This is a genomic window from Streptomyces sp. Y2F8-2 (assembly GCF_014905555.1).
Taxonomy (GTDB): Bacteria; Actinomycetota; Actinomycetes; order Streptomycetales; family Streptomycetaceae; genus Streptomyces; species Streptomyces cynarae.
Window position 1 is genome coordinate 1169795 of the sequence record NZ_BNGS01000001.1, and the last position, 21963, is coordinate 1191757.

Genomic DNA, 21963 nt, shown 5'->3' on the forward strand with positions numbered 1-21963 from the left:
CCCCTCCGGCCCCGGGCTCAGGGCGACGCCGGAGCCGAGCTCCCCGAGGTCGGAGGCGGAGCCCCGGTGGCATCGGCGGTTGCGCGCGTGCGGGCCGTCCGTGGCCGGTCGCGCAGTTCCCCGCGCCCCTTCAAAGACGCAGCCACCGCCTCTCCGGCCCCGGGCTCAGGGCGACGCCGGAGCCGAGCTCCCCGAGGTCGGAGGTGGCGCCCCGGTGTCGTCCCCGGAGGTCGCCCACCATGCGCCCACGCCGATCGCCGCCGCCAGTACCGCCGCCGCCACGCCCAGCGTGATCCGGCGGCGCCGGGCCGCCGCGCGGTGGCGGGCCGAGCCCGGGCGGGGGGCGCCCGGGGTGCGGGGGGCGCGGGCCGTGCCGCGGGCGCCGCCCGCCAGTTCGTCCGGACCCGGCACCCTCATGGAGGTGTGCGTGTCCCGGTTCGAGTCCGGTTTCGCGCCCGGCACCAGGGGCACCGCTCCTCGCCGCGCCCGTGTCACCACCGGCTCCCCGGGCGCCTCGTACGGCTCCTCCAGCGGCTCCGCGTCCGGTTCGTCCACGTCCAGCGGCGGCATCCCCGCCAGCAGCGGCAGCTGCTCCCGCAGCCGTGCCGCCAGCTCCGACGCCCGTAGTCGTGAGGCCGGCGCCTTCGCCAGGCACTGGACCATCAGCTGCCACAGCTCGTCCGGGATGCCGGGCAGGGGGACGACCGTCTCCGTGACGTGGCGGCGCAGGACCGCGCCCGGGTGGCCGCCGCCGAACGGCGTGAAGCCCGCGAGGAGCTCGTACAGCACCGTGGCCAGCGCGTAGATGTCCACCGCCGCCCTCGGCGGCAGGCCCTCCACTATCTCCGGCGCCAGATAGTCCGGTGTGCCGATGATCTTCGTGGCCTTGCTCCGCCGCGGCGAGTCAATCAGCTTCGCCACGCCGAAGTCCGTCAGCAGTGCCGGGTGCGCCCCGCCGGGGCCCAGTGGCCCCTGCATGTCGAGCAGGATGTTCTCCGGTTTCACGTCCCGGTGCACGATGCCGGCCGCGTGCGCCGCCGCCAGCCCCTCCGCCACGTCGGCCACGATCGCGACCGCCGCCTCTGGCGCCAGGCGCCGCTCCCGGTCCAGACGGGTGCGCAGATCCGTGCCGCGGACCAGGTCCATGACGAGGGCCAGGTCGTTGCCGTCGACCACCAGGTCCCGCACGGACACGACGTGCGGATGGTCCAGCCCCAGCAGCGCCGTGCGCTCCTGGACGAAGCGGCCCACGAGCTCCTGGTCGGACGCGAGGTCCTCCCGCAGCAGCTTGATGGCGACCGGCCCCTCCGGTCCCTCGCCCAGCCACACCGTGCCGGCGCTTCCCCGCCCCAGGATCTGGTTGGCGGTGTACCGGCTGCCGATCTTCCGTGCCAAGTCTGCTCCTACTGGGGACGCGTGTTGCCGACCCTGCGCCGGACCCCGATCGACAAAACTACGCGTCCGAAGGGGCAACCTTCACCGCCGAGCGGGAAATCACCCGTCGGATGTCGACAAATCCCCAAGCTCGGTGTGCACGAAGGCAATCCGGAGCCCGCTACTTGTTGCTCAGCTGCCCGATCCAGTCGGCCGCGGTGGAGAACCAGTCGCTCAACTGCTGCCAGTAGGACTTGGTCGTCCCGATCCACTCCTGCAGCGGGCTGAACTCCCACACCAGCCACCCGGCCACGAACAGGATGACGATCGTGAACAGGCACCCCTTGAGGCAGCCGAGCCCCGGGATCTTCATCGGGTTCGCGCTGCGCTGCCGCGGCGGCCGGGGCTCACGCGCCGGACGGGGCGCCGGCTGCTGGGGCGCGGGCGCGTACCGCTGGGGCTGCTGCGGGGCGGGCGCGTACTGCTGCCGCTGGGGCGCGTACTGCTGGGGCTGCCCCTGCGGACGGCCGTACCCCGGCCCGGGCTGCTGCCGCTGCGGCGGCCCCTGCTGCGGATGCTGCTGGGGCCGCGCCACCTGCCGCTGCGGGCGGCGGCGCAGCGGGTCCTCGCTGGGGTCGAGGTACGCCTGGACCTGCGTCTGCTCGTTGCGGTCGCGGGCCGCGCGCAGCTGGCTCTGCCAGGGGTGCGGCTCCTCCTGCCGGGGCTGCCCGCCGGGCCCGTGCGGCGGCATGGGCGGCATCACGGCCGTCGGGTCGGCGGCCCCGTTGGTGGGCAGGACGGCGGTGGGGTCGGCGGAGCCGGGCGGGGTGTGCGGCAGAACGCTGGTCGCCGCGTTCGGGTCGTACGAGGACGCCGAGCCCTGCGGCAGTACCTGCGTGGGGTCGGCGGAGCCGGGGACGGTCGCCGGGGCCGGGTCGGGGCCGAGCAGGGCGGCCACGCCCTCCGCGGCGGCGATCTGCGCGGAGTTCGCGTGCACGCCGACGCCCTCGGCGACCACCCGCAGCGCCCGCGCCAGGTTCTCGGCGCTCGGCCGGCCCTCCGGGTTCTTGCGCAGGCAGCGCTCTATCACCGTCCACAGCGGGTCGGGCACCGTGGAGGGGCGGCGCGGTTCGGCGCTCAGGTGCTGGTGGAGCACCTCGAGGGCCGAGCCGCCGGAGAACGGCGGACGTCCGGTGACCAGCTCGTACAGCAGGATGCCCGCGCCGTAGATGTCCACGGCGGAGGTCTGCGGGCGGCCCTCGGCCGACTCCGGGGCGACGTAGGCGGGCGTGCCCACGAACTCGCTCGTGCGCGTGAGGCCGGGCGAGTCGGCGAGCCGGGCGATGCCGAAGTCGGTCAGCATCGGGTGCATCTGCCCGTCCTGCTGCGCGAGCAGGACGTTCGCGGGCTTCAGATCGCGGTGCACGACGCCGTCGGCGTGGCTCGCGGCCAGCGCGTCGGCGATCTGGGCGGTGAGCAGGGCGGCGGCGACCGGCGTGAAGGGGCCGTTCTCGCGCAGGTAGCGGTGCAGGTCGGGGCCGTCGACGAGGTCCATGACCAGGGCCAGCAGATCGCCCTCGACCACCAGGTCGCGGACCCGCACGATGTTCGGGTGGGTCAGCCGGAGCAGGACGGACCGCTCCCGCAGGAACCGCATGACGACATCGGGGTCGCTCGCCAGCTCCTCCTTGAGGACCTTGATCGCCACGGTCTCGCCGGGCCGGCCCGCGACGGCCGCCTCGGCGCCCGCGGTCTCCCGCTGGCGGGCTCGCCAGACGGTGCCCGTGGCGCCGCGTCCCAGCGGCTCCTCAAGGAGGTACTTGCTCCCTACCGGCCGCACGTCATGCGCTCCCTGTTGCTTGCTCTTCCGGTCGTCCACCGCGCTACCGGTGTTCCGCCCACTGTAGTGCCGAGGTACCTGGCAGCGAGCTGTCGACGGCCTGTGGGTCACGTGCCCCGCATGGATGAGGTACGTATCCGGCTCCCGCACCTGTTCGATGACAAGACGCTCGCTTCGGTTCAGTTGGTTGCCCGATCCGGGCGTGACCGATCTCAAGCGGGCACCTGCCGGGCACTGGTCAGGCACTTTTACGGGCAGAGCCGACCAATCAAGATCATTTGACGGTGGAGGGCGGGCGCACTGTCAGTGGCAGGTGCGAGGATGCATCCCGTACTGGCCGATGTGCTCGTGTGCGGTGGGGGAGTCCGCGGTGGGGGACCGTGGAGCGGCTCCTTCCCCGTCCTCGGGCGCCCGCACGCGCGGGAGCCGAAGGGGCGCGTCGGTGTCGAGGGGGCGAGCGCGCGGGCCCGGCGGACCGGGCGCGGTCGCGGTCCCGACACCGGCTCGTGCGCCTCGTGGGCGACCGCGGACGCGCAGACAGAAGGGACCGCTGACGGCGATGCAGATCCGGCTGACCGTCGTAGCCCCACCGGCCCCGCCCACGGAGTCACGGGCCCGCGCCGCGGGCTGTGACGTACTGGTCACCGCGCCCGCCGGGACGGCGCTGGCCGCGGTGGCGTCGGGCCTGGCCTCGGCGGTCGGCGGGGAGGGGGGTCCTTCCCAGCCCGAGCGGAGCCGGGAGCCCGGGACCGGCCCGGTGGTGCTGTACGCGGGCACGGAGCGGCTCGACCCGCAGCGCTGCACGCTGGGCGAGCCACCGCTGCTGGACGGCGCGGTGCTGACCCTGGGCGCGCCGGCGGAGCCGGGCCCCGAGCCGGACGAGGGCGCGGCCCAGCTGCACGTGGTCGCGGGCCCGGACGCGGGCGGCGTCCATCTGCTGCACGGCGGGGTGATCCGGATCGGCCGTTCCGCCGACGCCGACGTCCCGCTGGACGACCCGGACGTCTCCCGGCTGCACTGCGCGGTCACGGTCACCCCGGACGGCCATGTCTCGGTCGCCGACCTCGGCTCCACCAACGGCACGGTGCTGGACGGCCACCGGGTGACCGACCGCCCGGTGCGCTTCACCCCCGGCGCGCTGCTGCGGCTCGGCGAGTCGGCCCTGCGGCTGGTCCCGCCCGGACAGGAGCGGTCCGTGGGGACGGCGCCGGACGGGGAGGGGCACGTACGGGTACGGCGGACGGAGGGCCCGGGAGAGCCCACGGACCCGACGCGGGCGGCGGCCGTGGGGCATGCGCGCGCCGGGAGCGCGGCCGCCGGGGACGGCCGCACGGGCGGCACCTCCCCGGACGGACAAGGCTCGGGTTCCGCCTCCCGGGACGGGCGGCTCTCCCCCGACAGCGACACGCACCACGGCTTCGGCGTCACCGGATGGGGCGCGTCCGGCGGGGTGATCCCCGGAGCGCAGGAACACGATTCCGCCGAGCCGCCCCTTCCGGCGCACGCGGGGCAGGTCACGCCGGACGAGAGCACGCGCAAGGGCACCCCGCTGCGCGGCACGGACGTTCCGCCCGGGCTGCGCAGGCGCGGCGGGCTCACGGCATGGGCACGCCGGCTGACCGGGGGCCGCGGCGAGCAGGGCGGTACCGGACGCGGTGCGTACGAGGAGGGCGGGGACGCCTCCGCGCTGCCCCTGGCCCGGGCGCCCGAGAGGTGGCCGGACCCGGCGGCGCTGCTGCTCACCGCGCTCGGCCCGGGCCCGCGGCTGTGGGAGCGCGGCCCGGGGCACCCGGAGGCGCTCACCGTGCGGCTGGGCACGGCGGACCGGGCGGCACCGGACGGTGCGGGCCTGCTGCCGGCGGTGCCGGTGACCGCGGGGTTGCGCGAGGTGGGCGCACTGGGTCTCGCGGGGCCGCGCGCCCGGCTGGCCGGGCTGACGCGCGCGGTGGTGGCGCAGCTCGCCGCGCTGCACTCGCCCGACCTGCTGGAGCTGGTCCTGATCAGCGCCGACCGCGCGCGCCCGCTGACGGAGCGCACCGCCGACTGGTCCTGGCTCGGCTGGCTCCCGCATCTCCGTCCGGCCCACGGCCAGGACTGCCGCCTGCTGCTGGCCTACGACCGCGAACAGGCGACGGCCCGCACGCAGGAGCTGCTGCGCCGCCTGGAGGACCAGCTGACGGACCAGGACGGTCCGCTGCCCGCCCCACCGGAGGACCCCTCGGCACGGGGGGCCACCCACCGCCCCTCCTGGGCGCGGGACGACGCCCACGCGGGGCCGTACTCCGTGGTCGTCGTGGACGGTGACCCCGGTGGCGCCGATGTGCGGGCGGCCGTGGCGCGGCTGGCCCGGGAGGGGGCGCGGGCCGGGATCCATGTCGTCTGTCTGGCCGAGGCGCCGGCCGCCTCGCCCGCGTCGCCGGTGGCGGAGACGTACGAGGCGGCGTGCGCGGCCTCCCCGGTGTTCCGGGAGTGCGGGGCCGTCGCGCTGCTGAGCGGCGATGTGGCCACAGCGCTGCGGCTGCTGCGGGTCGCGCCGGGGCAGGGTGCGGACGCCGCGCGCGCACCCGTGGGGCACGGCACGGTCGCCGCCGTGGACGCGGTGTCGGCGGCGTGGGCGGAGCGGTTCGCCCGGGCGCTCGCCCCGCTGCGGACGGACGGCGGCGGTGAGCGGCACCCGCGCGTGTCGGCCCCGTTGCCCCGGGCGGCGCGCCTGCTGGACGAGTTGGGGCTGGCCCGGGCCACCCCGGCGTCGCTGATGGCACGTTGGGCGGACGCGGCGGACGACACCACGTCACCGGGCGGGCGCGCCTGGGCGGTGCTCGGTGCCGGCCCGCGCGGTCCGGTGAGCGTGGACCTCGCCGCCGAGGGACCGCATCTGCTGGTCGAGGGACCGCCCGGCAGCGGTCGTACGGAACTGCTGCGCGCCCTCGCCGCCTCGCTGGCGTCGGCGGAGCGCCCGGACCGGCTGAGCATCGCACTCGTCGACGGCCGCGACTGCGCGGCGCACGGCGGTACGGGCGGGGACGGCCTGCGGGTCTGCACGGATCTGCCGCACGTCACGACGTATCTGGCGGTCAACGACCCGGTGCGCATGCGGGAGTTCGCGCAGTCGCTGAGCGCCGAGCTGAAGCGGCGGGCGGAACTGCTCGGGCAGCTCGGTTTCGCCGAGTGGCACACACGGCAGGAGGTGTCGAGGCGGATCGGGCCGCAGCGGTCGGGAGGTACGGAGTCGGGGGACCTCGACAGCCCGCCGAGTGTCACGCTGCGGCTGCGTCCGGCGGCGGCACGGCAGCGGGCGGAGGCGGGTCCGCCGTTGCCGCGGCTGGTGGTGCTGGTCGACGACCTGGACGCGCTGCTGTCCCCGGCGCTCGGCTCCCCGGGCCGCCCGGCGGCCGGGTCGGTCGTACGGGCGCTGGAGGCGGTGGCCCGGGACGGGGAACGGCTGGGTGTGCACCTGGTGGCCGCGTCGGGGCCCGGAGGGCGGACGGCTCAGTGGGAGCCGGCCCGGGCGGCCTCGTTGCGGATCGGCCTGGAGGCGGTGGCCGCGGGCACGGACGAACCGGGACCGGGGCGGGGGCGGTTGACGCGGGCCGACGGCAGGGGGACGCCCTTCCAGGGCGGGCGGATCACGGGGCGGATTCCCCGGACGGCGACCGTGCGGCCGACGGTCGTACCGCTGGAGTGGCACCGCATGGGCGACCCGCCGGCACGGCGTCCGGTGCGGGAACTGGGGAACGGGCCGACGGACCTGGCATTGCTGGCGAGCGCGCTGGAGCGGGCGGCGCGGTCGGTGTCGGCGGTGGAGGTGCCTTCGCTTTTGTGACGCCGTCTCCTCCGGCCCCGCCGACTGCCGAGCAGCACCGACAGCGCAGCTGACCATACGTCACAACGCGATCACAATCGGCCACTTGACGGTGCGGGCGCTCTTGCCGCCCCGAACCTCCCCGCGTAGACCAGAGCGCACGGACAGCAGCTCGAACGTTCGACGAGGGACGGAGAACGGGGCAGTCATGCGCAGCACGAGCAGCACCATCCGGACACTGAGGTCCGCCAGGACCGCGGTCGCGGTCATCGCGGGAGCGCTGGCGCTCACGCTCACCGCGTGCGGCGGAAGCAACGACGACAAGGGCAGCAGCGACAAGAGCAGCGGAAGCACGCAGACCGGTGGCGCGACCGTCACCCTCCCCAAGCTGGACGGGCAGCATCTGGAGGTCGCCGCCGTCTGGACCGGCGGCGAGCAGAAGAACTTCAAGACGGTGCTCGCCGAGTTCCAGAAGCGCACCGGCGCCAAGGTCACCTTCGTGCCCGCCCAGGACCCGATCATCAACTTCCTCGGTTCGAAGATCGCCGGTGGTCAGCCGCCGGACGTCGCGCTGCTCCCCCAGCCCGGCGCCATCAAGCAGGCCGTCGACAGGAAGTGGGCCAAGCCGCTCGGCGCCGAGGCCCAGGCGGAGCTCGCCAAGAACTACTCGCAGGGCTGGCAGGACATCGGCAAGGTCGGCGGCAAGCAGTACGGCGTCTACTACAAGGCCGCCAACAAGTCCCTGATCTGGTACAACGCGAAGGTCTTCGAGGGGGCGAACGGCCAGGAGCCCAAAACCTGGCAGGAACTGCTGACAGCGGCGCAGAACATCTACGACTCCGGTGTCACCCCGTTCTCCATCGGCGGCGCGGACGGCTGGACCCTCACCGACTGGTTCGAGAACGTCTATCTCTCGCAGGCGGGCCCGGAGAAGTACGACCAGCTCGCCCAGCACAAGATCAAGTGGACGGACCCGTCCGTCACACAGGCCCTGACCACGCTCGCCCAGATCTGGGGCAAGAAGGACTACATCGCGGGCGGCCCGAACGGCGCCCTGCAGACCGAGTTCCCGGCCTCCGTCACCCAGACCTTCACCGGCGGCGACCAGCCGAAGGCCGGCATGGTCTTCGAAGGCGACTTCGCCCAGGTCAACATCGGCGAGACCAAGGCGAAGATCGGCACGGACGCGAAGGTGTTCCCCTTCCCGGCCGTGGGCGCCCAGGCGCCCGTGGTCACCGGCGGTGACGCGGCCGTCATCCTCAAGGACTCCAAGGCGGCCCAGGCGCTGGTCACCTTCCTGGCCTCGCCGGACGCGGCCTCCATCCAGGCGAAGCTCGGCGGCTACCTCTCGCCGAACAAGAACGTCCCGGACTCCGCGTACCCGAACGCGGTCCAGCAGAAGATGGCCAAGGCGTTGCTCGCGGCCGGTGACAGCTTCCGCTTCGACATGTCGGACCAGGCCCCGCAGGCGTTCGGCGGCACGCCCGGCAAGGGCGAGTGGAAGGACCTCCAGGACTTCCTGAAGAACCCGACGGACGTCGCGGGGACGCAGGCGAAGCTGGAGAAGGACGCGGCGGCGGCGTACGGGAGCGGGAGCTGATCCGGCGATGACGTCGGCCACGGCGGCAGGGGCCCCGCCGGCCCCTGCCGCACCCAAGAGTCGCAAGAGCGTGACCGGCACCCGCAGGACCGTGGCAGCGCTGTTCCTGCTGCCCGCACTGGTGCTGCTCGGCGCGCTCGTGGTCTACCCGATCGGGTACTCGGTGATCCGCAGCTTCCTCGACCGCTCCGGTGACTCCTTCGCTGGATTCGACAACTACAAAGCCCTCTTCACGGATGACGGCATCCGCACCGCGCTGAAGAACAACATCATCTGGGTGGTGTTCGCGCCGACGGTGTCGACCGCGCTGGGGCTCATCTTCGCGGTGCTCACCGAACGGGTGCGCTGGGGTACGGCGTTCAAGCTGGTCGTCTTCATGCCGATGGCGATCTCGATGCTCGCGGCCGGGATCATCTTCCGGCTGGTGTACGACCAGGACCCGGACAAAGGCGTCGCGAACGCGGTGTGGGTGGGCATCCACGACACGTTCGCCCCGTCGTCGGCCTTCCCCAAGGCGCACCCCGGCCGCGAGTCGCCTTTGAAGCCGGACCAGGGCGGCTTCATCACCAGGACGACCGTGCACACGGGCGAGTCGGTCGCGCTCCCGCTGGTCGGTGTCGCGCCCGACCAGATGCCGAAGAGCGCGAAGCGGGCGGTGCGGGCCGAGGCCGAGCCGGGGAAGATCACCGGAACGGCCTGGCAGGACTTCACTCGCGGCAGGGGCGTGGGGAAGCTCGGCGCGGTGGACCCCTCCGAGCAGGGTTACGCGGGCATGCGGATCGAGGCGGTGAAGAACGGCAGGGTCGTCGCCTCCACCAAGGCGGCGGGCGACGGCACGTTCACGCTGCCCGCAGCCGCGGACGGAGCACAACTGCGCCTCCCCGCGAGCAACTTCACAGAGCCGTACAACGGCGTCGACTGGCTCGGCCCGGCGCTCGTCACCCCGGCGGTCATCGGGGCGTACGTGTGGATGTGGGCCGGTTTCGCGATGGTGCTGATCGCGGCGGGGCTCGCGGGCGTTCCGCGGGAGCTGCTGGAGGCGGCGCGCGTGGACGGCGCGAACGAGTGGCAGGTGTTCCGCCGGGTCACCGTGCCGCTGCTGGCGCCCGTGCTGGCGGTGGTCACCGTCACGCTGATGATCAACGTGCTGAAGATCTTCGACCTGGTCTTCATCATCCCGCCGGGCTCCTCGCAGGACGACGCCGACGTCCTGGCCCTGGAGCTGTACCGCAAGGGCTTCTCGGAGGACCAGCCGGGCGTCGCGAGCGCGATCGCGGTGTTCCTGCTGCTGCTCGTCATCCCGGTGATGCTGTTCAACATCCGTCGGCTGAGGCGGGAGGTACGGCGATGACCACGCAGGTCCAACGCCTGACCAAGGCGTCCCCGGTCACCGTCGTCAAGGCCAGGCGGTCCCTCGGGGCGCGGATCGCGGAGGGCGTCGGCGGGGGACTGCTGCGCGTCTTCCTCATCCTCGTCGGGCTGTTCTGGCTGGTGCCGACGATCGGTCTGCTGCTCGCCTCGCTGCGCAGGCCGGAGGACATGAACGCCTCCGGCTGGTGGACCGTCTTCAGCAAGCCCTCGCAACTGACGTTCGACAGCTACCAGAAGCTGCTGGAGAACAGCGACATCACCAACTCCCTGCTGAACACGGTCCTGATCACCGTCCCGGCGACGATCCTGGTCGTCGTCATCGGCTCCCTCGCGGGCTACGCCTTCGCCTGGATGGAGTTCCCGGGCCGCGACTGGTGGTTCCTGGGCGTGGTCGGCCTGCTGGTCGTGCCCGTACAGGTGGCTCTGATCCCGATCGCCGAACTGTTCGGCAAGATCGGCTTGTTCGGCACGGTGCTCGGAGTGATCCTCTTCCACACCGGCTTCGGCCTGCCCTTCGCGGTCTTCCTGCTGCGGAACTTCTTCGCGGAGATCCCCCGGGAACTGCTGGAGGCGGCCCGTCTGGACGGCGCCGGCGAGCTGCGGCTGTTCGCCCGGGTCGTGATGCCGCTCGGCGGCCCGGCGATCGCGAGCCTCGGCATCTTCCAGTTCCTGTGGGTGTGGAACGACATGCTGGTCGCGCTGGTGTTCACCAAGTCGGGCACGCAGCCGATCACGGTCGCGCTGCAGACACAGGTCCGCCAGTTCGGCAACAACATCGACGTCCTGGCACCCGGCGCGTTCATCTCGATGGTGATCCCGCTGGCCGTGTTCTTCGCCTTCCAGCGGCAGTTCGTGTCCGGCGTCATGGCGGGCGCCGTCAAGTAGGGCGATGCGTACGGCGGTTCGTGGGGTGGACCGGCAGCACGGTCCACCCTTCGCCGTTCACCGGGGGTTTTCCGCGGCGGTCCCCCACATGCCGCACGACGCGTAACCAAACCACTCCATCGGACGTTTTCGGGCAGGTTGTCCGCGCCGACCCCCATGGATGCCCTTTGCCCAGGTTCAGTGTCATCGTCCCCGCGTACAAGGTTCAGGCGTACCTGGAGGAATGCCTCACATCCGTGCTGGAGCAGTCGTTCACCGACGTCGAGGTGATCGCCGTCGACGACAGCTCGCCCGACGCCTGCGGGGCGATCATCGACGAGTTCGCCGCCCGTGACACCCGCGTCCGCCCCCTGCACCTGCCCCGCAACGTGGGCCCCGGGCCCGCCCGCAACGCGGGCCTGAAGGAGGCGAGGGGCGACTACCTGCTCTTCCTGGACGGCGACGACACCCTGACCCCGCACGCGCTGAGGGACATCGCCGACCGTCTGAAGGAGACCTCCGACCCGGACGTCCTGGTGTTCGACCACGCCCGCACGTACTGGACCGGGAAGACCGTCCGCAACCAGCTCGCCGGCCTGCTCACCGAACGGGGCCCGGCCCCCTTCCGCCTGGACGACCGCCCCGGTGTGCTGTCGCTGCCGACGGTGGCGTGGAACAAGGCGTACCGCCGGGAGTTCGTCGAGCGGCAGGGCTTCGCCTTCCCGCCCGGCTGCTACGAGGACACGCCGTGGACGTTCCCGGTGCTGCTGACCGCCGAGACGATCGCCACCCTCGACCGGGTCTGCGTCCACTGGCGCCGACGCCGCAGGGGCGGCACCCTCGGCACCACCAGCCGCGGGCACTTCGACGTCTTCGACCAGTACGACCGGGTCTTCGCGCACCTGGACGCGCACCCGGAGCTGGCCCGCTGGCGGCCGGTGCTGTTCCACCGCATGGCCGACCACCTGGCCGCGATCCTCGCCCGGCGCGGCCGGCTGCCGGGGACCTGCCGCGCCGAGTTCCTGCGCCTGGCCCGCGCCCACTACCGCCGCCATCGCGTCCCGGGCGCCCCGTTCCGACTGCGCCACCTGCTGATCCGCTTCGGCAGTCATCGCACCCACCGCGTGCTGTCCCTGGCCTCCCGCCTCGCGCGCGCGGTCCGGCGCACGGTCGCCAGGTCGAGCCGCCGCCTGGCAGCCGCCGCCCTCCAGGCGCACTACCGCATCCAGCTCCGCCTGCCCCTGCGTGCCGACCGGGCCGTCTTCACCCGGGACGCGGGCGGCCGCTACGGCTGCAACCCGGCCGCCCTGGAGTCCGCGTTCCGCAACCTGGTCCCGCAGATCCGCACCTCCTGGATCGCCCGCCCCGAGCACCACCACACCGTCCCGGTGGCCACCCGCCGGCTGCGGCCCGGCTCGGCCGCGTACTGGACGGCGCTGGCCCGGTCCAAGTACCTGGTCCACAACGCCGACTTCGACCCCCGCATGGTCAAGCGCCCGGGCCAGATCCTCGTCCAGACCCGGCAGGGCACCCCGCTCAAGCGCATGGGTCTGGACCTCCAGGACCGTCCGGCCGCCGCCCGCGACACGGATTTCGCCCGGATGCTGCGCACCGCCGACACCTGGGACTACGTCGTCTCCGGCAACCGCCACTCCACCCTCGTCTGGGAGCGCGTGTTCCCGTCCGGCTTCACCACGCTGGAGTACGGGCAGCCCCGCAACGACGTCTTCGCCCGGGCCACCTCCGCGGACGTGGCCCGGCTGCGGCAGACGTTCGGCATCCCCGAGGGCTCGGTGGCGATCCTGTACGCGCCGACGTACCGCGACTACCGCCGCGGCCACCGCCCCGGTCTCGACCCGGAGCGCCTGCTGCGCCGGCTCGGGCCGCGGTTCGTGCTGCTGACCCGCGCGCACCCCGCCTGCGGCGAGCCGCTGGCGCGGACAGTGAAAGGGCGGGTCATCGACGTCACCGGTCATCCGAGCGTGGAGTCGGTGTGCCTGGCCTCGGACGCCCTGGTCACCGACTTCTCCGCACTGATGTTCGACTACGCCAATCTGGACCGGCCGATCATCGTGTACGCGGACGACTGGGAGGCGTACGAGGCGGCGCGCGGCACCTACTTCGACGTCCGCGCCTTCCCCCCGGGCCCGGTCGCCCACGACGAGGACGATCTGATCGACATCTTCGCGACGGGCCACTGGTGCGGCTCACGCTCGGAGCAGCGACGGGCCGCGTTCCGCAAGCGGTTCTGCCCGTACGACGACGGACGCGCCGCCGAGCGGATCGTGCGCCGGGTGGTGCTCGGGGAGAACGCCTGGCAGCCGGCGGTCGTACCGCTGTCACACCGGCACCCGGTCCCGTCCGCCGCCGCGGCGCTGCCGGCCCCGCCGCTCACCTCGGTCCCGGTGCCCGGCCACGGCCTGCCCGTCACCGAACGCCTCTGATCCCCCGCTCTGACGCTGCCGCACACCCGACGCACCGGCCCCGTCGCAGAAAACCGGAGCACGAGAGAAAGAGCAGAATGCCCCGCTTCAGCATCATCGTCCCCGCCTCCGGTGTCGCCGGCCGTCTGTCCCAGGCGCTGGACTCGGTCCTCGCCCAGTCCTTCGGCGACTTCGAACTGATCCCGGTCTGCGACGCGCCCGACTCGCCCGCGGGGCTGGTCGCCGCCGCGTACGCCGAGCGGCACAGCAGGGTGGCCCCGCTCACCTCGCCGCCCTCCGGCGGCCCGGGCGTGGCCCGCACGGCCGGGACGGAGGTGGCCACGGGGACGTATCTGCTGTTCCTGGACGGCGCCGACGTCCTGCTGCCCGGCGCGCTGGCGGCGATCGATGCGCGTCTGAGGACGACCGGCGACGTGGACGTCCTCTACTTCGCCCACGAGCGGGCGCACTGGTGGGACCCCGAGACCTCCACACCGCCGCTCGGCCGGGCGCCGGACGGGGCGTTCACCCCTGGGCAGGCGCCGGAGCTGACCGGGGTGGCCGTGCCGGTGTGGAGTACCGCCTACCGGCGGGCGTTCGTCACCGGGCACCGGCTCGCGTTTCCGGCCGGCCACTTCGCCGACGTCGGCTGGGGCGGACTGGTCACCCTCGCCGCCGAGCGCCTGGCGGTGCTGCGCACGGCGTGCGTACGGCATCTGGTGCGCCGGCAGGGCAGCGGGCCGCACCCCCCCGGCGAGCACCAGTTCGATCTGCTGGACCAGGTGGAGCGGGTGCTCGTACGGGCCGCCGAACTCGGTCTGCCCGCCGACCGGGCGCGACCGCTGTTCGAGCAGCTGTTCTCCGCGGTGCTGCGGACGGCCGCGCATGCGGAGCTGCTGCCCGCGCACCGCCGCCGGGCGTTCTTCCGGCGGGCGGGCCGTCTCCACCGACGCCACCGCCCGGCCGGGTTCCGGCCGCCGGCGGGGAGCCTCGGCGTACAGCACCGGCTGCTCGCGTCCGGCGCCTACGGCACGTTCCGGGCGCTGCGGGCCGCCAACCAGAGCGTGGCGAAGGCCGCCAGGAAGGCACCCCTGCCGCACCTGCCGCGCACCCGTGCCCGCTACACACTCCAGCTGCACCGCCCGCTCGATGAGAACCTCGCCGTGTACTGCGCCTACTGGGGCCGCGGCTACGCCTGCAACCCGGCCGCGATCCACGCCCAGGCCCGCCGACTCGCCCCGCACATCCGCTCGGTGTTCCTGGTCGAGCCGGACGCGGTGGGCAGCGTGCCGAAGGACGTCGAGTACGCGGTGATCGGCTCCCGCGCCTACTGGGACGTGCTGGCCCGCGCCAAGTACCTGATCAACAACGCGAACTTCGCGGACGGCGTGGTCAAGCGCCCCGGCAGCGTGCACCTGCAGACCCAGCACGGCACCCCGCTGAAGAAGATGGGCGTCGACCAGTCGCCCTACCCCGTGGTGGCGGCGTCCACCGGCAGCTTCGCCAAGCTGCTCGCACGCATGGACCGCTGGGACTACAACCTCTCCGCCAACCGGCACTCCACCGAGACGTGGGAGCGCGCGTTCCCGGGCTCGTACGAGACGCTGGAGTACGGCTATCCGCGCAACGACGTCTACTACACGGCGACCGCCGACGACGTCGCCCGCGTCCGCCGCGAACTCGGCGTCCCGGAGGGAAAGACGGCCGTCCTCTACGCGCCGACGCACCGCGACCACAGCACCGGCTTCGCCGCGGGGCTCGACCTGGAGGCGTTCTGCGACGCGGTCGGCGACGACGTCGTGGTGCTGCTGCGCGCCCACTACTTCTACGACCGGGGCGCCGCCCGGGCCGCGGGCCGCGTCATCGACGTCACCCGGCACCGCTCCTCGGAGGACGTCTGCCTGGCCGCCGACGCACTGATCACCGACTACTCGTCGATCATGTTCGACTACGCCAACCTGGACCGCCCGATCGTCGTGTACGCCGACGACTGGGACGTGTACCGGGAGATCAGGGGCGTCTACTTCGACCTGATGGAGGCACCGCCGGGCCGGGTGGTGCGCACCTCGGAGGAGCTCGCGGCCGTCTTCCGCGACGGCTCGTTCGCGGACGCGGAGGCCAGGGCCGTGCGCGCCGCCTTCCGGCAGCGTTTCTGCCAGTTCGACGACGGGCGCGCCGCCGAACGCGTCGTGCGCCGGGTGCTGCTGGGCGAGCCGCCGGCGTCGATCCCGCCCGTGATCCCGCTCGCCGAGCGCATCCCGGCCCCGGCCCCTGCCCTGGTTTGGAGCTGACCGCCGTGCCCCGCTTCAGCATCGTCGTGCCCGTCTTCAAGGTGCAGGGCTTCCTGCGCGAGTGCCTGGACTCGGTGCTCGCGCAGTCGTACACCGACTTCGAGGTGATCGCGGTCGACGACCGCTCCCCCGACGGCTGCGGGGCGATCCTCGACGAGTACGCCGCCCGCGATCCGCGCGTGCGGGTGCTGCACCTGCCGGAGAACGTCGGCCTCGGCCGGGCCCGCAACGCCGGACTGCCGCACGCCGGCGGGGACTTCCTGCTCTTCCTCGACAGCGACGACACGCTCACCCCGGGCGCGCTGCGCGCGATCGCCGACCGGCTGGAGGAGACCGGAGACCCGGACGTGCTGGTCTTCGACTACGCCCGCACCTACTGGTGGGGCGCCACCCGCCGCAACGTGCTGGCCCGGATCCTCGCCGAGAGCGGCGAGGGCACCTTCACCGCGGCCGAGCGGCCCGAGATCCTGGAACTGCTGATGGTGGTGTGGAACAAGGCGTACCGCCGGGACTACGTCACCGAGCACGGCTTCGTCTTCCCGCCGGGCTACTACGAGGACACGCCCTGGACGTTCCCCGCCCTGCTCAGCGCGCGGCGGATCGCGACCCTCGACCGTATCTGCGTCAGCTACCGGCAGCGCCGCCAGGGCAACATCCTGTCCACCACCAGCCGCAAGCACTTCGACGTCCACGACCAGTACGAGCGGGTCTTCGCGTACGTCGACGCCCATCCGGAGCTGGCCTCCTGGCGGCCGTACCTGCACCGCAAGATGGGCGAGCACTGTCTGGACATCCTCGCCAAGCCGGACCGGCTGCCCGCCTGCGACAAGGGCGAGTTCTTCCGTCGTACCGCCGACCTCTTCCGCGCCCACGGCGCCGGGGAACCGGTCCCGGCCGAGCTGCGCGTGCTGGAGGGGAGTTACGCCGCCTACCTGCTCCGGCAGCGGGCCGCCACCGTGGGTGACGCGCTCGGCCGGCGCCGCCGGCAGGCCCGCGCGGTGGCGGCCCGGCGGGTCAAGCGCGGCTGGTCCTGGGCGTACGAGCGGCGGCCGCTGGATCCGAACCTGGCCGTCTACTCGGCGTTCTCGCACCGCGGCGTCCTCGGCGACCCGGCCGCGATCCACCGCGCGGCACGCGACCTCGCCCCCCACATCCGCGGTGTGTGGGTGGTGCGCCCGGACCAGGCGCAGCACATGCCGCCGGACATCGAGTACGTCCTGCCGGGCTCCCTCGGCTATCTGCGGGTCACCGCGCGGGCCACGTACTTCGTGAACAACGTCAACTGGCCCGGCACCCTGGCCAAACGCCCGGGAAGCGTCCACATCCACACCCACCGGGGCACCCCGCTGAAGTACATGGGGGCCGACCTGCGGGACAAGCCGGGGGCCCGGCTGGGGCTCGACGTGCCGCAGATGCTGCGGCGCGCCGACCGCTGGGACTACAGCCTGGTCGCCAACCGCCACTCCGAACTGGTGTGGGACCGCGCCTACCCCTGCGACTTCACCTCGGTGCGCAGCGGCAGCCCCCGCAACGACGTCCTCGTGGACGCCAAGCCCGGCGACGGGGCCGGGTTCCGGTTCCGGCACGGCATCCCCGAGGACCACACGGTGGTGCTGTACGCGCCGACCCGCCGCGACTACGTCCGCGGCGGTCACATCGACCGCTTCGACCCGGCCCGGTTCGCCGAGGACCTGGGCGAGGGCCACACCCTCGTCGTACGGCTGCACCCCTCGCTGGCGGACGGCTGGGCGCGCGGGACGGGCCTTGCCGAGCTGCACCGGCGGGGCGTGCTGGTCGACGCCACCGACGAGCCGCACGTCGAGGAGGTGATGCTCGCCTCGGACGCCCTGGTCACCGACTACTCGGCCCTGATGTTCGACTACGCCAACCTGGACCGGCCGATCGTCGTGCACGCCGACGACTGGGGTGCGTTCCGGGCGAGCCGGGGCGCCTACTTCGACATCACGCAGGACGCGCCGGGGCACGTCTCGCGCTCGTACCGGGAGCTGGCGTGGCTGTTCGCCTCCGGGTGCTGGCGGGACGAGGACTCGGCGCGCCTGCGGGCGGGGTTCCGGGCGCGGTTCTGCGCGTTCGACGACGGGCGCGCGGCCGAGCGCGTGGTGCGCACACTGATGCTGGGCGAGCCGGACGTCACGCCGTCGGTGCCGGCACCGGCGGCGGGCGACAGCGAGGCGCTGACGACGTCGCTGTGAACGCCCGCGGCCTCGTACGCGGGGAGGGTGCGTACGAGGCCGCAGGTCGGGCCGGTGTTACTCGATGACCAGCTCGACGGGGATGTTGCCGCGGGTGGCGTTGGAGTAGGGGCAGACCTGGTGGGCCTGCTCGACCAGCTTGCGGCCGGTCTCCTGGTCCACGGTGTCCGGCAGCTCGACGCGCAGGATGACCGCGAGCGCGAAGCCCTCGCCCTGCTTGCCGATGCCGACCTCGGCGGTCACGGCGGCGTCGCTGACGTCCACCTTGGCCGCCCGGCCGACGAGCCCGAGCGCGCTGCCGAAGCAGGCCGCGTAACCGGCGGCGAACAGCTGCTCCGGGTTGGTGCCCTCGCCGTTGCCGCCCAGCTCCACCGGCGGGGCCAGCTTGAGGTCGATCCTGCCGTCGGAGGAGACGGCGCGTCCGTCACGGCCGTGGGTGGCGGTGGCGACAGCGGTGTAGAGCGCGTCCATGGAAAACCATCCCTCTCGAAGTCACACGGCGGCCGGCCCCTTGCTGACCGCGGGCCGCCTTACGGAGATGAGTAGAGCACACAATTCAGTTGTGCACAACTAAATGACGGGCAGGAGCTACCCTGTCTGCATGACGACCACCCGGACCCCCCGTACGGAGGCGACCTCCGCGGCCGAGGAGTACCTGCGCCTCGACCGCCAGATCTGCTTCTCGCTGCACGCCGCGTCGCGCGCCTTCAACGGCGTCTACCGCGTCGTCCTGAAGGACCTGGGGCTCACGTACCCGCAGTACCTGGTGATGCTGGTGCTGTGGGAGCACGGGGAGCTGCCGGTGAAGAAGCTCGGCGAGCATCTGCGACTGGACTCCGGGACGCTCTCCCCGCTGCTGAAGCGGCTGGAGGCGGCGGGCCTGGTGCGGCGGGAGCGCAGCACGCGGGACGAGCGGTCCGTGCGCATCCACCTCACGGACGAGGGCACGGCGCTCAGGGAACGCGCGCTGCTGGTGCCACGCCGGATCGCCGCGGCGACGGGCTTCGACCTGACGGAGATCACCGAACTGCGCGACCGCCTCGACCAGTTGACCCGCACCCTGGACGCGGCGGCACTGGACGAGACGCCTGGCTGCGCCTAGGGTTTTTCGTTTGGATCAGGCCGGATCGGGGAGTGGTGCCAGGCCCCGCGAGCCCGGCGTGAGCCAAACGAGAGGCCCTAGGTCTGGCGCCCCGGCGGCACCTGGCGGCGTACATAGAGTCGAAGCGTGAGGTGCGGGCGCACGTACTCCTCGCGAGTGATGAAGTCGCGCTTCACGACCGCGAGTTTGGCGCGGTCCGTGGCGTTCCAGGGGGTCCAGGAGGAATCGAGCGCGTACGGCTCGGTGACCACCCAGACGTACCTGAGCGCCTCGAGCCGCCGCCGCAACTCCTCGGGACCGACCTCCCGCCCGTACAGCGTCCCGCTCTCGGCGGCCGGCGCGCCCAGCGCCACGTCCCGGACACCCCGGAACCCGGCCGGATAGGCGAGCGCCGACCGCCGCTCCAGCGAGGGCAGGAACAACACGGCATCCCCGGACCGCACCCGCCGCGCCACAGCCGCGGACACGGCCCCGAGATCATCGGGCCGGTGCGCGGCCCGCCGATCGTCCCGGAGCAGGGGCAGCTGCACGAGGAACACACAACAGACGGACACGACCCCGAGCAGGGCCACGCCATCGCCGTACAGCCGGCGGTCGACGTGCGCCCACCCACCGAGCCGCAGCCGCCGCACCAGCCCGGCCGCCCGATCCGCCCCGGCCGCCGCCAGCAACGGCACCCCGGCCAGCGAGTACAGCACATACCGGTCGTAGTACAACGGCCGGAGCTGCGACACCGCCATCAGCACCGCCGGCGGAACCACCAGCAGCGGCCCCGCGACCCCCACCAGGGAAACCCCCCGCGGCAAGGGCGCCAGAGCCCCCAGCACCGCCAGCCCCAGGCACGGCGCGAGCACCCGGCGCGACGGCCCGAAGAACTGCTCCACCAGCCCCTGCACGCTCCGCGCGTCAGGCGCCGTCAGCCACGCCACCTGCTCCGCCTGCCCCCAGGACACCAGCACCAGCGGCATCAGCACCACCACGGCGGCCCCGGCCGCGCTCCCCCACCGAAGCCACAGCCGCCCCGGCACCCGTGCCAACGCCAACGTGCAGGCGTGCGCCGCCAGCATCAGCGCCGCGAACTCGTGCAGTACACAGGTGACGGCGACGACCACCCCGTACGGCCACCACCTCCCGCCTTCCACGGCCCGCACGAGCAGCAGGGTCGCCCCCGCCACCCCGGCCGCGACCAGGGCGTAGGAACGCCCTTCCTGCGCGTAGCGCCCGACCATCGGCGTCACCGCGTAGAGCAGCCCCGCCCACAGCCCCACGCGCGGCCGCCCGAGCCGCACTCCCAGCCCGGCGACCAGACCCGCCGCCACGGCCGCCCCGCACACCGAGGGCAGCCGCAGCAGCACCTCGCCGGGGTGGACGGCCAGGACCGGGTGCATCAGCAGGTAGTACAGGCCGTGCACCGCGTCCACACTGCGCAGCAGATGCCAGATCTGCGGCAGTGAGCGGCGGGCCACCTGGAACGTGGCCGCCTCGTCACGCCACATGCCGTCACGGTCCAGCCCCCACAGCCCGAGCGTGAACATGACCGCAACGGGCACGAGGACAGCGATGCGCTCTCCGCGCCTCTTCGGTGACCGGCTCATGCCCGCATTCAACATGTACGGGTTTTGTACTATTGGATAACTTTTGCCCCGAGTTGACGCAGTATCCACCACATGCGCCATTCAGACGGCCTACCATCCGGGCTTGATGAGTGCCTTGAAGACTGCCCTGGAACGCCCGGCGACCAGACCGGCACCCTTCTTCCCGCCGCCTTTCTGGAAGAGGGTGCGCCGGACGCATCGGTTGCTTCTGCTCGCCGTCGGCTGGCTCGCCACCCGTGCCCTGATGCTCTGGCTGCTCGCCCACGACCAGTACCGGCTGCTCGGCAGGGGCGGGGTCGCGATGGAGGTCTGGAAGCTCTACTTCCACTGGTACGGCACCCTCCGGCACGGCGCCTTCCCCTCCGGTGACCACCTGTGGCAGTACCCGCCGGGGGCCGGCGCGGTGCTCCTGTCACCCGCGCTGCTGCCGGGACTGACGTACTTTCAGGCGTTCGTGGTCATCACGTTGTTCACGGACGCCGTGATCACACTCGTCCTCGCGTACGCGGGCACCCGCCGGGGCCGCTCACTGCGCGGCGCGGCGCTGTGGATCACCGGTCTGCCGCTGCTGCTGCACATCCCGCTCGCCCGGTACGACATCCAGGTCACCGCCTTCGCCGTCGTCGCGCTGCTCACGTCGGGGCGCTCCGCACGCCTGGGCGGCGCGTTCGCGGCCCTCGGTGCCCTGGTGAAGGTGTGGCCGGCGCTGGCGCTCATCGGCACGCCACGAAACCGCGGCACCCGCCAGGCGTGGACGACGGCGGCCGTCACCGTGGTGACGCTGCTCGCCGTGGTCGCGGTCCTGTTCCGCAACCCGTTCGACTTCCTGCGCCAGCAGGGCGGCCGGGGCGTGCAGATCGAGTCGCTGGGCGGCACGGTGCTGATGCTGGCGCGCCGGGCCGGCTGGTCGGGCACCACCCGCTACCAGTACGGCGCCGTGGAGTTCGTCGGCCCGCACGTGCGCGCGGTCGCCGACTGCTCGCTCGCGCTGACCGCGGTCGCCTTCGCCCTGCTGCTGCTGTGGCGGCTGCGCACCCGCCGCTGGACGCCGGCGACCCCGTACGACGCGGCACTGACGGCCGTACTGCTGTTCACGGTGACGAGCCGGGTGATCAGCCCCCAGTACATGATCTGGCTGGTCGGGCTCGCCGCCGTCTGCCTGACCACACGGCACACCACCCAACGCCCCGTGGCCCGGCTCATCCTGGCGGCGACCGCGATCAGCGCCGTGGTGTACCCAGCCTTCTACGGGGAAGTGATCCGCTCCACCTGGTGGGGTTGTCTGCTCATGCTGACCCGCAACGGGCTGCTGACCACCGCGGCGGCCATGTCGTTCGTCCGCCTGTGGCGCTCCGGGCGCGCGGTGCCGCAGCGAGAGAGTGCGGACGCCCCCGCGGGGAAGGACAGGGTTCCCGCCCTCTCTCCCACAGGGCGTTAAGGGCCGCTTAACAGATCATTACCGGCTGCCCGTATTCTCGGCTCGTGGAA

General features: G+C 73.1%; 13 protein-coding genes. 9 read left to right on the plus strand and 4 right to left on the minus strand.

Annotated elements, in window-relative coordinates; translation table 11 throughout:
* Positions 1–165: 165 nt before the first annotated feature.
* Both SY2F82_RS05275 and SY2F82_RS05280 read right to left on the minus strand, forming a co-directional pair.
* The gene (locus tag SY2F82_RS05275) at positions 166–1395 is read right to left on the minus strand and encodes a serine/threonine-protein kinase (RefSeq protein WP_200417707.1); all 1230 of its coding nucleotides are present in this window, start codon (positions 1393–1395) and stop codon (positions 166–168) included.
* A gap of 160 nt (positions 1396–1555) precedes the next feature.
* Positions 1556–3214: a serine/threonine-protein kinase gene (locus SY2F82_RS05280; protein ID WP_200417708.1), complete on the minus strand. Its 1659-nt coding sequence runs from the start codon at positions 3212–3214 to the stop codon at positions 1556–1558.
* A 559-nt stretch (positions 3215–3773) separates the two neighbouring features.
* Here SY2F82_RS05280 and SY2F82_RS05285 point away from each other — a divergent pair.
* From SY2F82_RS05285 to SY2F82_RS05315, 7 genes are all read left to right on the plus strand, one after another.
* Complete coding sequence (locus SY2F82_RS05285) at positions 3774–7037, plus strand: FtsK/SpoIIIE domain-containing protein (RefSeq protein WP_200417709.1); 3264 nt, start codon at positions 3774–3776, stop codon at positions 7035–7037.
* Between the two features lie 187 nt (positions 7038–7224).
* Entirely contained in the window at positions 7225–8616 is a 1392-nt protein-coding gene (locus tag SY2F82_RS05290) for an ABC transporter substrate-binding protein (protein WP_200417710.1), read from the plus strand.
* A gap of 7 nt (positions 8617–8623) precedes the next feature.
* Entirely contained in the window at positions 8624–9967 is a 1344-nt protein-coding gene (locus SY2F82_RS05295) for a carbohydrate ABC transporter permease (RefSeq protein ID WP_200417711.1), read from the plus strand.
* Positions 9964–10872, plus strand: coding sequence for a carbohydrate ABC transporter permease (locus tag SY2F82_RS05300; RefSeq protein WP_200417712.1), 909 nt, complete (start codon positions 9964–9966; stop codon positions 10870–10872). Before SY2F82_RS05295 ends, SY2F82_RS05300 begins: the two co-directional genes overlap by 4 nt.
* A gap of 167 nt (positions 10873–11039) precedes the next feature.
* The gene (locus SY2F82_RS05305) at positions 11040–13295 is read left to right on the plus strand and encodes a bifunctional glycosyltransferase family 2 protein/CDP-glycerol:glycerophosphate glycerophosphotransferase (RefSeq protein WP_200417713.1); all 2256 of its coding nucleotides are present in this window, start codon (positions 11040–11042) and stop codon (positions 13293–13295) included.
* A gap of 77 nt (positions 13296–13372) precedes the next feature.
* Positions 13373–15565, plus strand: coding sequence for a bifunctional glycosyltransferase family 2 protein/CDP-glycerol:glycerophosphate glycerophosphotransferase (locus SY2F82_RS05310; protein ID WP_200417714.1), 2193 nt, complete (start codon positions 13373–13375; stop codon positions 15563–15565).
* A gap of 5 nt (positions 15566–15570) precedes the next feature.
* Entirely contained in the window at positions 15571–17778 is a 2208-nt protein-coding gene (locus tag SY2F82_RS05315) for a bifunctional glycosyltransferase family 2 protein/CDP-glycerol:glycerophosphate glycerophosphotransferase (RefSeq protein WP_200417715.1), read from the plus strand.
* Positions 17779–17835: 57 nt separating this feature from the next.
* Here the strand turns inward: SY2F82_RS05315 and SY2F82_RS05320 are convergent, their stop codons facing one another.
* A complete protein-coding gene (locus SY2F82_RS05320) occupies positions 17836–18249 on the minus strand; it encodes an organic hydroperoxide resistance protein (protein WP_200417716.1) in 414 nt (137 codons plus the stop codon).
* A 130-nt stretch (positions 18250–18379) separates the two neighbouring features.
* Here SY2F82_RS05320 and SY2F82_RS05325 point away from each other — a divergent pair, with 130 nt between their 5' ends.
* On the plus strand, positions 18380–18880 hold the full coding sequence (locus SY2F82_RS05325) for a MarR family winged helix-turn-helix transcriptional regulator (protein ID WP_200417717.1): 501 nt from the start codon (positions 18380–18382) through the stop codon (positions 18878–18880).
* A gap of 77 nt (positions 18881–18957) precedes the next feature.
* On the opposite strand, the gene SY2F82_RS05330 is transcribed toward SY2F82_RS05325, so the two are convergent.
* Positions 18958–20475, minus strand: a complete 1518-nt coding sequence (locus SY2F82_RS05330; RefSeq protein WP_236041148.1) for a glycosyltransferase family 39 protein — start codon at positions 20473–20475, stop codon at positions 18958–18960.
* Between the two features lie 106 nt (positions 20476–20581).
* On the opposite strand from SY2F82_RS05330, the gene SY2F82_RS05335 reads away from it, so the two are divergent.
* Positions 20582–21913: a glycosyltransferase family 87 protein gene (locus SY2F82_RS05335; RefSeq protein WP_200417718.1), complete on the plus strand. Its 1332-nt coding sequence runs from the start codon at positions 20582–20584 to the stop codon at positions 21911–21913.
* The last annotated feature ends 50 nt before the right edge of the window (positions 21914–21963 follow it).